Annotated in this window: 10 protein-coding genes and 1 pseudogene; 7 read left to right on the forward strand and 4 right to left on the reverse strand. The window is 55.3% G+C overall.

Annotated elements, in window-relative coordinates:
* Positions 1-161 precede the first annotated feature (161 nt).
* Positions 162-1,079 carry a DNA-binding transcriptional regulator YeiE gene (gene yieE, locus HB631_RS03140; RefSeq protein WP_213989716.1) on the reverse strand — a complete coding sequence of 306 codons (918 nt, stop codon included), beginning with the start codon at positions 1,077-1,079 and terminating at the stop codon, positions 162-164.
* Between the two features lie 96 nt (positions 1,080-1,175).
* On the opposite strand from yieE, the gene nfo reads away from it, so the two are divergent.
* Complete coding sequence (gene nfo, locus HB631_RS03145; protein ID WP_213989717.1) at positions 1,176-2,030, forward strand: deoxyribonuclease IV; 855 nt, start codon at positions 1,176-1,178, stop codon at positions 2,028-2,030.
* A 40-nt stretch (positions 2,031-2,070) separates the two neighbouring features.
* Here the strand turns inward: nfo and fruA are convergent, their stop codons facing one another.
* From fruA to fruB, 3 genes are read right to left on the reverse strand one after another with little or no spacing between them, the layout of a single operon-like run.
* Positions 2,071-3,771, reverse strand: coding sequence for a PTS fructose transporter subunit IIBC (gene fruA / locus HB631_RS03150; RefSeq protein ID WP_213989718.1), 1,701 nt, complete (start codon positions 3,769-3,771; stop codon positions 2,071-2,073).
* Entirely contained in the window at positions 3,768-4,724 is a 957-nt protein-coding gene (fruK, locus tag HB631_RS03155) for a 1-phosphofructokinase (RefSeq protein ID WP_213989719.1), read from the reverse strand. The genes fruA and fruK overlap by 4 nt, the downstream gene beginning before the upstream one ends.
* Positions 4,721-5,854, reverse strand: coding sequence for a fused PTS fructose transporter subunit IIA/HPr protein (gene fruB / locus HB631_RS03160; protein ID WP_213989720.1), 1,134 nt, complete (start codon positions 5,852-5,854; stop codon positions 4,721-4,723). The genes fruK and fruB overlap by 4 nt, the downstream gene beginning before the upstream one ends.
* A 452-nt stretch (positions 5,855-6,306) precedes the next feature.
* Between fruB and HB631_RS03165 the strand changes: the two are divergent.
* From HB631_RS03165 to HB631_RS03190, 6 genes and pseudogenes are all read left to right on the forward strand, one after another.
* Positions 6,307-7,482: pseudogene (locus HB631_RS03165) on the forward strand (sugar efflux transporter); the annotation flags it as partial.
* A 105-nt stretch (positions 7,483-7,587) separates the two neighbouring features.
* Positions 7,588-8,160 carry an elongation factor P-like protein YeiP gene (gene yeiP / locus HB631_RS03170; RefSeq protein WP_213989722.1) on the forward strand — a complete coding sequence of 191 codons (573 nt, stop codon included), beginning with the start codon at positions 7,588-7,590 and terminating at the stop codon, positions 8,158-8,160.
* 34 nt (positions 8,161-8,194) lie between these two features.
* Positions 8,195-9,175, forward strand: a complete 981-nt coding sequence (locus HB631_RS03175) for a GTP-binding protein (RefSeq protein WP_218626926.1) — start codon at positions 8,195-8,197, stop codon at positions 9,173-9,175.
* Positions 9,176-9,222: 47 nt separating this feature from the next.
* Positions 9,223-9,927 (forward strand): phosphatase PAP2 family protein, encoded by a 705-nt coding sequence (locus HB631_RS03180; protein ID WP_218626927.1) that lies wholly within the window; start codon positions 9,223-9,225, stop codon positions 9,925-9,927.
* A 412-nt stretch (positions 9,928-10,339) separates the two neighbouring features.
* Positions 10,340-10,912: a bifunctional murein DD-endopeptidase/murein LD-carboxypeptidase gene (gene mepS, locus HB631_RS03185; RefSeq protein ID WP_213989723.1), complete on the forward strand. Its 573-nt coding sequence runs from the start codon at positions 10,340-10,342 to the stop codon at positions 10,910-10,912.
* 521 nt (positions 10,913-11,433) lie between these two features.
* A complete protein-coding gene (locus tag HB631_RS03190; protein ID WP_213989724.1) occupies positions 11,434-13,242 on the forward strand; it encodes an extracellular solute-binding protein in 1,809 nt (602 codons plus the stop codon).
* Positions 13,243-13,252: the final 10 nt, after the last annotated feature.

The following is a 13,252-nucleotide window of genomic DNA, read 5'->3' on the forward strand; positions in this document are numbered from 1 at the left end:
CCTAGCGTGCCATGAGGCGCTTGGTCGGGCGGAAAAACCACGCCCGATTCGACCTCATTGGCGCGCTCTCCCTTTAACAGGCTCGTTGCACGTTCGATGATCGCAGGCCTAGCGTGCCATGAGGCGCTCGGTCGGGCGGAAAAACCACGCCCGATTCGACCTCATTGGCGCGCTCTCCCTTTATCAGGCTCGTTGCACACCGATGATCGGATATCACCCTGGCAATAGCGCTGGAACCGGGTCAGGGCCTGGGAGAGATGTTTTTGACGGTGGTGCACCAGATACAGGGTGCGCATCAGCGGCGGCAACGGCAGGGTAAGCGTTACCAATGTGCCCAGGGCCAGCGCTTCGGCCACCACCCGTTGGGACAGGCAACTGATGCCCAGGCCGTGGCGTACCGCATGTTTAATGGCTTCCGAGTTACCGAGCTCCATGACCGACTGGAAACGGGGCAGCTGCGCCAGCAGGAGATAATCGACGATTTCCCGGGTGCCCGAACCCTGTTCCCGCAGTATCCAGGGCGCGTCCGCGAGCTCTTCGAGGGTTAAGGACCGGCCCGCCAGGGGATTGTCCGGCGCGGCGAACACCACCAGTTCGTCCCGCAGCCAGGGCTGCGTCACCAGCGCCGGATTATGGCTGGGGCCTTCAATCAATCCCAAATCGACGCGAAAATCCATTACCGCGTTGATCACATCCTGGCTATTCCCCACCTGCAACCCCAGCGGGGCGTCGGGAAAATCCCGCCGATAAGCGGCAATGATTTCCGGCAGAATATAATTGCCGATGGTACTGCTGGCAAACAGACGCAATGCGCCGTTGCCCTGATGAAACAGCCGGCCTATCTCCCCGGCCTGCTCAAGCAGCGCCACCGCGCGGGGATAGAGAAGCCGGCCGTGCTCGTTCAGCACCAGCCGTTTACCCACGCGATCGAACAGCTTGACCGCCAGCTGATTCTCCAAATCGGTCAGCGCCGCGCTCACTGCCGACTGTGAAAGCGCCATGACAGTGGAAGCCTGGGTTGTGGAACCGCTTTTCAAAACCTCGGTAAAAATTTCCAATTGGCGCAAGGTGATATGCATGAGACGCTGAGATCCTGCTATTAGGGGGTAACGCCCCAATAATGTATTATTGCTGGTTATGAGCATGTTAACCCATCGAAATTCGAGGAGAAAGTCATGAAATTTGTTGGTGCCCATGTCAGCGCCGCGGGCGGAGCGGATCAGGCGGTTATACGAGCCCATGAACTCGAAGCGACGGCGTTTGCTTTATTTACCAAGAACCAGCGGCAATGGAAAGCGTCGGATCTGGATAAAGGCGATATTGAAAAATTCCAGGCCGCCTGCGAAAAATACCAATTCTCGGCCGCGCAAATCCTGCCCCACGACAGTTACCTGATAAATCTCGGCCATCCGGTACAAGAAGCGCTGCAGAAATCCCGCGACGCCTTTATAGACGAAATGACCCGCTGCCGGCAACTGGGGTTGACCCTGCTGAATTTTCATCCCGGCAGTCATTTACAGCAAATCGATGAAAAAGAATGTCTGGCGCGCATCGCCGAATCCATCAATATCGCCCTGGAAAAAACCGACGGCGTGACGGCGGTGATTGAAAATACCGCCGGCCAGGGCAGCAATCTGGGGTTTCAATTCGAACATCTGGCGGCGATTATTCATCAGGTGGAAGACAAAAGCCGGGTGGGGGTCTGTATCGATACCTGCCACGCCTTTGCCGCCGGTTACGATCTGCGCACCGAAGAGGCCTGTGAGCAGACCTTTGAGGACTTTGCCCGTATCGTCGGCTTTAAATATTTGCGCGGCATGCACCTTAACGACGCCAAAACCCTATTAAACAGCCGGGTCGATCGCCATCACAGCCTGGGAGAAGGTAATATCGGCAAAACCGCGTTTGCCTGGATTATGGGCGATCAGCGCTTTAATGGTATCCCGCTGATCCTGGAGACGGTGAATCCCGCCATCTGGCCCGATGAAATCGCCTGGCTGAAATCCATGGACGGCGGAGATAAAAAATAATGAGTTCGGCAGCCCGGAGTGGATCGGGCTGCCGGACCTGTCAGGCCAGCGCCTTGGCCAGTTCCTGATCCGGACGCTTCAACACGGAATACAGCACGCCCAGCAGCAGGGTGCCGGCGGCGATGGCCACCAGGTACAGGAACACCGGCGTAATGGCTCCCGGGATCAGCAGGACAAACATGCCGCCGTGGGGCGCCATCAGTTTCGCGCCGAAGTACATGGACAATGCCCCGGTTACCGCGCCGGAAACCATGCAGCTAGGGATAACCCGAAACGGATCCCGCGCGGCAAAAGGAATCGCGCCCTCGGTGATGAAACACAGGCCGAGAACAAAGGCGGCTTTACCGGCTTCGCGTTCGGTCTTTTCAAACTTATTACGCCCCAGCAACGTGGCAACGGCGATGCCCAACGGCGGCACCATCCCCGCGGCCATCACCGCCGCCATCGGCGCGTAAGTCTGGGTACTGAGCAGCGCCACGCCGAAAGCATAAGCGGCTTTATTAATCGGACCACCCATATCACTGCACATCATGGCGCCCAAAATCGCGCCCAGGACGACGGCATTGGCGGTGCCCATGGATTGCAGCCAACCGGTTAGCGCGGTGAGGATTTTCGCCACCGGTGTACCCACTACGTAAATCATTACCAGGCCGGTTATCAAACTCGCGATAAGCGGGATTATCAATATCGGCTTCAGCGCGGCCATGCTTTGCGGCAAAGGCAGCTTGGTGCTGATAAGCTTCGCCACGTATCCGGCCAGGAAACCGGCGATGATGCCGCCGATAAAACCGGCGCCGGTGCTGACCGCCAGCATGCCCCCCACCAGTCCCGGCGTAAGCCCCGGCCGATCGGCGATGGAAAAGGCGATAAAGCCCGCCAGTACCGGGACCATCAGCGCAAAAGCCGATTTGCCGCCGATTTGCATCAATGCCGCAGCCAGCGTACCGGGCTGTTCAAACGCATGGATACCGAATATAAAGGATAAGGCGATGCACAGCCCCCCGGCCACCACCATCGGCAGCATGTAGGATACGCCGGTGAGCAAATGGCGGTAGGGCCCGGTAGTGGTCTTTTTCTCTTGAACCGCCGCCGCGCCGCTTTTTTGCGTATCCGGCTGATAAACAGCGGCTTCCTGCACCGCTTTATCCAGTTCCTGCGCGGTCTTTTTCAGCGCCAGTCCGGTACTGGTGCGGTACATGGGCTTGCCGGCGAATTTAGACAGATCCACTTCGATGTCCACGGCCACGATTACCAGATCCGCCTGCCGGACCTCTTCATCGGTAATGGCGTTACCCGTCCCCACCGAGCCGCGCGTTTCCACCTTGACCCACCAGCCGCGTTTTTTCGCTTCCCCTTCTATGGCTTCCGCCGCCATATAGGTATGCGCCACCCCGGTGGGACACGCGGTAACGCCGACAATGCGTTTCGGACCGACGGAGGAGCTTAACGGCCCTAAGGCGCTCTGCGCCGGCGCCTGGTAAATTTCGGCGGCATTTTTCGCCTGGACCAGAAAGGCCGCGGGCTGGCTTGCGGCCTGGGCCGCCTCGCCGAAATAGACCTTTTTCCCGTTCAGCCCGGCATCGGCGCTATCGGGCGCGCCCACCACCACCACCAGTTCAGCTTCTTCCGCGGAATCCACCAGGGTCAGCCCGGCATCGGCAGCGGCGGCCGCCAATAATTTTTTCACCAGATGGCCCCGTGCCTGCCCCAGTGAGCTCTCTATTTTCAGCAGCGTTTTCATTTTGCCTCCTGCTGGTCATTAAAAGGTTTCAATTCGACCCTGGCCATCATCGCGGCCAACTGGGGACGATCGGTGACGCCGACGTTACTTTGGCTTACCGCCAGCGCCGCCACGGCGGTGGCCAGGCGCAGCGTATGTTCGCTGGATTCGCGCATCAACAAACCATAAATCAGGCCGCCCACCATGGAATCGCCGGCACCCACCGTGCTGACCACTTCACAAGCCGGCGGTTTTGCCAGCCAGGCGCCGGAGGCGTTAACCCATAACGCCCCTTCCGCCCCGAGGGAGATAACCACATGGGCGATGCCCTGCTCCCGCAGGGCATGGGCGGCGGTGACCACATCCGCCAGGGTGGGCAATTTATGCCCGGCCCAGATTTCCAGCTCGCGACGATTAGGTTTTACCAGCCAGGGCGCCGCTTTCAAACCCGCCACCAGCGCTTCGCGGCTGCTGTCGAAGATAATGCACGGGCAGTGGCTGCGCAGTTTTATCATCCAGTCGGTAAAGGCTTCCGGCGCAACGCCCGTCGGCAGGCTGCCGCTCACCGCCACCATATCGAACTGGCCGAGCCAGGTCAGGGAGTCATTGACGAAGCGTTCCCAATCCTGCGGCGTCACATTAAAACCGGAAAAATTGAAATCGGTTACATCGCCCTGCTTTTCCGTCAGCTTGACATTAATGCGGGTTCGTCCCTGCACCACCTGGAAGCGGTTGGCGATACCCAGATCGCTGAACAGCAATTGAAAACCGTCCTGGTTCTCCTTACCTAAAAATCCCCCTACCGTGACATCGATACCCAAGTCTTTTAATACCTTGGCTACGTTTATCCCTTTACCCGCCGCGTGCAGTCCGGTCGTTTGCACCAGGTTAACTTCTCCCCGTTCAATGACGGGACAAAATCCGACTAAATCATATGCCGGATTTAACGTGATCGTTGCTACGCGCCTGCTCATGCCACACCCTCTCCAAGTCCGGAGGCAATTGCCTCGCCAATGGCTTTCAGCGCCTGTTCAGCATCGGCGCCGTCGGCGGTAAAACGTAATCTGTGACCGTTCTGGACGCCCAGGGCCACTACCTTCATCAAACTGCGTCCGTTGGCCGGCTTGCCGCTGCCGTCAAGATTAGTGACGGTGACGGCGCTATCGAATTGCTTGATAACATTCACCAAGGCGGTGCCCGGCCGGGCATGCAAGCCATGCTCGTTGCGAATAACGAATTCCGCGCTCAGCTGCGATCCCTGTTGCGGCGCTTCGCCGCTAAGGAGGGCCAGCAACCCGGGCGCATCGGCGGTGAGCAGGCGTTCCGTCTGCCCGGCCAGCACCAGATCGCCTAAGGTATTCAATACGGTAAGCGGTTGGTCATCCGCCATGGCCACGGTCACCAGCAGGGCGACCGACTGCCCGTCCAGGTTGAACGCCGCCAGGGGCCGACTCACCGCCACCGCGCTGGCCAGATTGCCCCGGGTGGCGTCGTTCAGCCAAATACCCTGGCCGAGATTCAGCGGGTTACCGCTTACCACGTCACTGACGAAATCGGCATCCACCGCCCCGGCTTGCTGAAGGCGGCCGGCGTTCAGCGCCTTAAGGGTCATCATATCTTCAGCGGCGATATCCAGCGCCATCAGCGAAATATCAAACAGGAAAGGCGCGGGCAACCGCTCGCCGGTCAGCACGCTGCGCAACTCCTCCGCATCGGTGGTGGTGGCCAGGCGGTCCGCCATCTTTTCATCGCTTAACACATGCGTCAGCTGACGCAGCAGCGCCAGATGTTCGTCGGAACGGGCGGCGATGCCAATGACCACATAAGCCATTTGCCCGTCGCCCCAATCGATACCCTGGGGAAACTGGAAGACCTGAACCCCGGTTTTCAAAACCTGATCTCGGGTATCGGGGGTTCCGTGGGGAATGGCGATGCCGCTGCCCAAAAAAGTCGAGGTTTGATGTTCGCGCTGCAACATGCCGTTGAGGTAGCCTTCCCGCGCGTAGCCTGCCTGCGTCAACGCCGCGGCCACCCTCGTGATAGCCTCTTGCTTGTTCGGGGCCTGGGCACCGAGGTGAATATCGTTCAATGACAACTCAAACATACTTCTCCTCGCTTGCTGAAATTGAATCGATTCAGCTTTAATGGGAAATAATCGCGCCATTACTGCGGAAATACTCCGCCCATGGCGCTGAAACGTTTCAATAAAGTCTCCAACGTTGAGAAACTTAATGCAAGCATCAGTTAATTATTACTATCGAATCTTTGAAGCGACGCACATTTTGCTGACATAATGTCCGCGAAATTCTCTTTTTACCTCCCGGGGCTGAAGTCATGCTGAAGTACTATGACATAGGCTGAAGAACCGGCGTTTCGTTTATACTATAAAAATCAAGAACGGGGATTAACCCGTCCGTCGTTTGCCCGGCTCTTTAGCAAAAAATGGCATGAACCGGCCGCAATTGTATTATTTTTCGCCAGAGACTTTTGTTTTGCCGTAACCGGCGTATGATGCCCGCGTCCACCTCCGTTTTGTGATTTAGACCCCAAATACACATGAATACGCCTATCGCCCTTCCGCGGCGCTTACCGGATATGACCGCTTCGGCATTTCTGGTGATAGCTTTTCTGTCCGGCATCGCCGGCGCGCTACAGCTCCCGACATTGAGTCTATTTCTTTCCACCGACGTGCAGGCCCGCCCGTTTATGGTGGGACTGTTTTACACCGGCAGCGCCGTGATAGGCATTGTGGTCAGTCAGTTCCTGGCCGGTCGTTCCGATAAAAAGGGTGACCGCAAACAGCTGATCTTCCAGTGCTGCGTCCTGGGGGCGGCGGGTTGCGTGCTTTTCGCCTTTAACCGCAACTACTTTGTCCTGCTGGTGTTCGGCGTGCTGCTCACCAGCTTCGGTTCCACCGCCAACCCGCAGCTGTTTGCCCTGGCCCGGGAACACGCCGACCACAGCGGCCGCGAGTCGGTGATGTTCAGTTCGGTCATGCGCGCGCAGGTGTCCCTGGCCTGGGTGATTGGCCCGCCGCTGGCCTTTGCCCTGGCGCTGGGTTTTGGTTTCCAGGCCATGTATATGATGGCGGCGGTCACCTTTGTGGTGTGCGGCGGTCTGGTGTGGCTGCTATTGCCCACCATGCGCAAGTCATTGCTTAAAACAGAAGCGGTGCTGGAAGCCCCCCGGCGCAATCGCCGGGACACGTTGCTGCTGTTTATCGCCTGTACCCTGATGTGGACCTGCAACTGCATGTATCTTATCAACATGCCTTTATACCTGATCCATGAATTGGGGCTGCCGGAAAAGATGGCCGGGATCATGATGGGGACCTCCGCCGGCCTGGAAATTCCCACCATGCTCATTGCCGGGTATGTTTCAAGACATTATGGTAATCGCCTGTTGATGCGCGTCGCTGTGGGGGCCGGCCTGCTGTTCTACCTGGGGCTTATTCTGTTTACCGATGCGACGGCGCTGCTGCTGCTGCAACTGCTCAATGCGGTGTTCATCGGGATACTGGCGGGTATAGGCATGATCTATTTTCAGGATTTAATGCCCGGTCAGGCCGGCGCGGCCACCACGCTGTTTACCAATACCGGACGGGTCGGCTGGATTTTCGCCGGGTCGCTGGCCGGATTGATATCGGAAATCTGGCAATTGCATACGGTTTTTTATGTGGCATTGTTTATGATTGCCGGCGCCGCGTATTGCATGTGGCGCATACGTGATGTAGATTCGCCGCTGCCCCGCGACACACTCACTTCCCCCTTGCCTGGAACGCCCGGTAACGGTAACGTGTCGCCATAGATTCCGACACAATTAAACAGGTCCATGTTAATGGCTAGAGCAAACGAAATTAAGCGCGGTATGGCGGTAAATTACAATGGCAAACTCTTGCTGGTAAAAGATATTGATATCCAAAGCCCGAGCGCACGTGGGGCCAGTACGCTCTATAAAATGCGTTTTTCCGACGTCCGTACCGGACTGAAGGTGGAAGAACGATTCAAGGGCGACGATATACTCAATACCATTGATCTGGTCCGCCGGTCGGTGACCTTTTCTTACATTGACGGCGATGAATATATCTTTATGGACGACGAGGATTACACCCCGTATCCGTTCAAAAAAGATCAAATTGAAGACGAGCTGTTGTTTATACCCGAAGGCGGTATCCCCGGCATGCAGGTGCTGACCATGGACGGACTGGTGCTGGCGCTGGAGTTGCCGCAAACGGTTGATCTCGAGATTATCGAGACCACGCCGGGCATCAAGGGAGCCTCGGCCAGCGCCCGTACCAAACCGGCGCTGATGAGCACCGGTTTGACGGTATCGGTACCGGAATACCTCAACAGCGGTGAAAAAATCCGTATCCACGTGGCCGAACGCCGCTATATGAGCCGCGCCGATTGAGGGGCCGGCATCGTCACCGATACAGCCAAATCCCATGATCGCAAAAACGACCCTGGTAACCGGTTTTCTCGGCAGCGGGAAAACCACCACCCTGCTGCACCTGCTGGCGCACAAGCCGGCAGATGAACGCTGGGCGGTGCTGGTGAACGAGTTCGGCGAAATCGGTATCGACGGCGCCCTGCTGGCCGATACCGGCGCTTTTCTCAAAGAGATCCCCGGCGGCTGCATGTGCTGTGTCAACGGCCTGCCGATGCAGGTGGGGCTTAATACCCTGCTGCAGCGCGTTCATCCGCACCGATTGCTGATTGAGCCCACCGGCCTCGGTCACCCGAAACAAATCCTCCAGCTGCTTGCTTCGCCGTTTTATGAAAGCTGGTTAACGCTGCAGGCGACCCTGTGCCTGCTCGACGCCCGTCAGCTCAGCGACGCGCGTTATACCACTAATGAAAACTTCCGCGATCAGCTGGCGGCGGCGGATATCATCATCGCCAACAAGCAGGACGGCTACAGCCGGCATGACCGGGCGCAGCTCGCGGCCTGGGCGCGGGACAATGGGGGCGACAGGCGGATAATCAGCGCCACCCGCGGCCGGATTTCCCCCACGCTGCTGGACAGCCCGCGGCGCAATCTGCGGAGTCTGCCCGAGGGAGCGCACCATCACGCCCCGCACGTCGAAAAAACCGGCCTGGCGGCCCTTAGCCTGCCCAACCGTACCGGTTGGCGCCGTGCATTGAACAACGGACAGGGTTATGAATCCTGCGGCTGGATTTTTGACGGCGAAACCATTTTTGATACCGTCCGCCTGCTGGAATGGGCGAGGTTGGCGCCAGTGGAGCGGGTCAAAGGCGTCCTGCGCATCGCTGAAGGGGCATTAATGGTTAATCGTCAGGGGGATGATTTGTTTATCGAGACCCGTTCGGCGCCGCCGCCGGATAGCCGAATCGAATTGATCAACCCCGCGCCCGTCGATTGGAATACATTACAATCTTCGTTGTTGAAAGCACGTTTAAAATAGCTTTATTATTATTAAAATAATGTTGATTTTCATGTCGGTTTCGTATCATGCGTCGTTTACGGGTTATCATAGCGCTCAATATTTTGGGAGTTGCGCTGTTTTTCTCCTGGTATTTGCCCCAGAACCATGGCTACTGGTTCGCTATCGATTCGTCCATCTTCCTGTTTTTTAACGACTGGATGAACCATAGCCATGCGCTTGCCCTGTTCCTGGCCATCACCAATTATCGCGCGTTTGATGCCATTGCCCTGTTGTTCATGGGCGGGATCTACCTGCACTATTACCGCCGGTCCGACCAGGAAAAACGCTACCGGATGATAAGTATCGGTATCGTGATGCTGCTTTCGGCGGTGGTGCTCAATCAGGCGGGCCATTTGTTGCCCGTCAGCCATGGCAGTCCGACGCTATTCTTCGAAAATGACCCCCGCGTGGCGCGCATATCGCAGTTAGTGGATATCCCCACCAAAGACGCCTCCGCAGACAGCTTTCCCGGCGACCACGGCATGCTGCTTATGATCTTCGCCGTTTATATGTGGCGCTACTTTGGCCGGCGCGCGTTTATCGGCGGTCTGCTGATCCTGGTGATGTTCTCGATGCCGCGGGTCATGATAGGCGCCCACTGGTTTACCGATATCGCTGTGGGATCGCTGTCAGTGCTATTGGTGGGGCTGAGCTGGTGGCTGCTTACCGATGCCTGCGATAAGCTGGTGAACCGCATTAATCAGTTTCTGCCGGGTGTCGGGGCCAACTGATTCCAATAGGATTTAATTATGTCGTCGTTGACGCTTTGCGCGGATAATCGTAAATAACGTTAACGCCGAAGGCCCGGTTTGCGTTTTCCCGCCGGCCAACTTTCCCCGCCCGCCGCCCTCTAGCCACGAAATGTTATACATATGATCCGTTTTTTAACCTTATTTTCATTAAACTTTCACATCATCAAAAGTTATAAATTAGTCGATAAAAATTCTCGCTTTCCCTTATTCATTACGGTAACCTCAAATTCGCCGTACTCATGGACTGATATTTATGCCAATAAAAATGTGTGAGAGAAACCACACAATGCAGGAATAATATTTGGTCGATTGGTATTTGCGCTTTATTCTCGATTCGTTTGGCATTTTATAGCGGCACCGTCGCTAAGGACTTTAAGGGATAACACTTATAATGGTCAAATCTCAACCTATTTTGAGATATGTTCTGCGGCTAATCCCCGCAGTGGCGGTAGCGGTAGTGCTTTCCGCCTGTAGTTCTCAGAGTTCTAGGCAAACCGCTGAGATGCATGCAGTTAATGATAATGATCAGTCTTCACTGCAAGCCTCTCAGGATCAATTTGAAGAAATGGTCCGTAATGTCGATATAAAAACGAAGATTATGGATCAATACGCCGTCTGGAAAGGTGTGCGTTATAGGTTGGGCGGCAGTACCAAGCGTGGTATTGATTGCTCAGCATTTGTCCAAATGACCTTCAAAGAGCAGTTCGGCCTTGAATTACCTCGTTCCACCACGGAACAGCAGGGTATGGGCTCTAAAATCCAGCGCACCAAGCTGCGTCCGGGTGATTTAGTCTTGTTCCACGCGGGTTCCACCGGTCGTCATGTGGGAATTTATTTAGGCAATGATCAATTTGTTCATGCTTCAACCACCAGTGGTGTCATGATATCCAGCATGAACGAAGATTATTGGAAAAAGCGCTATCGTGAAGCGCGAAGAGTCCTGGTCCGTGGTACTCAAAGCTAAATAATGGTTATTATTTAAACGTCCTTAATGCCGAACCGTACTTGAAACGTAACCGCCCTTTAGCTTAAAAGGGAAAGCCGCTATTATAAAGCGGCTTTTTTATGTCCATTCTTAAAGTTTTGTAAATCTCATATTTAGATTATTTAATTAATAATTTGCTGTATGTTGATGATATTGACGTTCGTGGAATTTAATTAACGGACGTTCATTAATAGATGAGCCCCCTTTTCCGCCTGCTTCATAAGGCTAATTAAGAACGTTTCAGGGATACATATTTTCTTAACTATTTACCCTATTATTCGTTGCGCTCAATGATAGAATATGTTAAAGCCAGCCGGCGCACTGCTGAACTCTCTCCCGCCCCCTGCCTCATTTTGCTAACGCGATAAATCAAAAATCCATCTGATAATTTTGACATTAAGATTATAAAAATCGTTAATGTAACTATTATACTAGTGACTCAAACAATTTCTCTTTTTTTCGGCTTGAGCCAGTCAGCATCTGCGCAGGAGCGTAACCTGATGTTATTACGTCTTTGGATAGTGCTGGTTTTCAGTATTGTCAGCTACGGTCCGCACGCCGAGACCATCAACGAAGGTTATGCGTTTGCGCTGTTGGGAGAACCGAAGTACAGCAGCGATTTCAATCATTTCGATTACGTCAATCCCGCCGCCCCCAAAGGCGGCGCAGTCACCTTGGCCGCCATCGGCACTTTCGATAATTTCAATCGCTACGCCTTGCGGGGGTCGGCCGCCATGCGGACCGAGCAGCTGTATGACTCACTGTTCACCACCTCCGACGATGAAATAGGCAGTTATTACCCCTTGGTGGCGGAATCCGCGCGTTATCCGTCGGATTTCAGGTGGATTGAGATTAACATCAACCCCCGGGCCCGCTATCATAATCACCAGCCCATCACCGCGCGGGATGTCGCCTTTACCTTCAATAAATTCATGACCGAAGGAGTACCTCAATTTCGGCTGTATTATAAAGGCGTCACCGCCACCGCCATTGCGCCGTTAACCGTGCGCTATGAGTTTCCCCAGCCCGATAAAGACAAGCTGCTTGGTTTACTGGACTTACCCATCCTGCCGGAAAATTACTGGCAACATCACAAACTAAGCGACCCGCTGTCCTCGCCGCCCCCCGCCAGCGGCCCTTATCGCATTACCGCCTGGCGCACCGGGCAATACGTGACGTATTCCCGGGTCAAGGACTACTGGGGAGAAAACCTGCCGGTCAATCGTGGGCGAAATAATTTCGACACTATCCGTTATGACTATTACCTGGACGACAATGTCGCGCTGGAGGCCTTTAAGGCGGGTGCTTTCGATCTGCGGGTGGAAACCTCGCCAAAAAATTGGGCCACCCAATATCACGGCGGTAATTTCGATCGCGGTTATATCGTCAAGCAGGAAGTGCCTAATAACGCCCCGGTCAGTACGCCCTGGCTGGCATTTAATATCCAGCGTCCGCTGTTTGCCGACAGACGGGTGCGCGAGGCCATCGCCCTGGCATTCGATTTCGAATGGATGAACAAGGCGCTTTTCTTTAACGGCTATGAACGGGTTAACAGCTATTTTATCAATACCGACTATGCCGCCACAGGGTATCCCGACGCCGCCGAGCTGGCCTGGCTGGCGCCTCTGAAAGGACAGATCCCGCCCGAGGTCTTTACCGACATCTACCATCCGCCGGTCTCGGACGGCAGCGGATACGATCGGAAAAACCTGCTTAAGGCGCTGGCGCTGTTAAAAGAAGCCGGCTGGGAATTGAAAAACCAGCAACTGGTGAACAGCAAAACCGGCAAACCCTTCCAGTTTGAAATGATGCTGATGAGCGGCGGCAACAGTCAGTACATTCTGCCGTTTCAGCATAACCTTCAACGGTTGGGCATCGCCCTCCAGATACGGGAAGTGGACAGTGCGCAATTCACCAACCGGCTACGCAAGCGCGATTTTGATATGATGCCCTCCACCTATGCCCCGTTCCCTTATCCCAGTGGGGATTTACAGATCATGTGGGGTTCGGCTTATGTGGAATCCACCTATAACCGCCCCGGCGTCAAAGATCCCGCCATTGACCGTCTGATCAATGAAATCGTCCATCACCAAGGGGACGAAAAAGCCCTGCTTTCCCTCGGGCGGGCACTGGATCGGGTACTGACCTGGAATCAATTCATGATCCCCATGTGGTTCTCCCAACAGACCCGGCTGGCGTATTGGGACAAGTTCGCCATGCCGGAAATCCGTCCCACCTATGCGCTGGGTTTTGATACCTGGTGGTACGATGTCAACCGGTCGGCGAAATTGCCGGTGGAACGGCGCTAACAGAGGGGTT

It is taken from the genome of Sodalis sp. dw_96 (assembly GCF_018449575.1).
In the GTDB taxonomy this organism is placed as follows: domain Bacteria; phylum Pseudomonadota; class Gammaproteobacteria; order Enterobacterales; family Enterobacteriaceae; genus Acerihabitans.

Coding starts and splice junctions, on each gene's coding strand:
- HB631_RS03180 (WP_218626927.1), top strand. CDS start 9,223: ATGCGTCGTTTACGGGTTATCATAGCGCTCAATATTTTGGGAGTTGCG.
- yieE (WP_213989716.1), bottom strand. CDS start 1,079: ATGCATATCACCTTGCGCCAATTGGAAATTTTTACCGAGGTTTTGAAA.
- HB631_RS03175 (WP_218626926.1), top strand. CDS start 8,195: ATGATCGCAAAAACGACCCTGGTAACCGGTTTTCTCGGCAGCGGGAAA.
- fruB (WP_213989720.1), bottom strand. CDS start 5,854: ATGTTTGAGTTGTCATTGAACGATATTCACCTCGGTGCCCAGGCCCCG.
- HB631_RS03190 (WP_213989724.1), top strand. CDS start 11,434: ATGTTATTACGTCTTTGGATAGTGCTGGTTTTCAGTATTGTCAGCTAC.
- mepS (WP_213989723.1), top strand. CDS start 10,340: ATGGTCAAATCTCAACCTATTTTGAGATATGTTCTGCGGCTAATCCCC.
- nfo (WP_213989717.1), top strand. CDS start 1,176: ATGAAATTTGTTGGTGCCCATGTCAGCGCCGCGGGCGGAGCGGATCAG.
- fruK (WP_213989719.1), bottom strand. CDS start 4,724: ATGAGCAGGCGCGTAGCAACGATCACGTTAAATCCGGCATATGATTTA.
- fruA (WP_213989718.1), bottom strand. CDS start 3,771: ATGAAAACGCTGCTGAAAATAGAGAGCTCACTGGGGCAGGCACGGGGC.
- yeiP (WP_213989722.1), top strand. CDS start 7,588: ATGGCTAGAGCAAACGAAATTAAGCGCGGTATGGCGGTAAATTACAAT.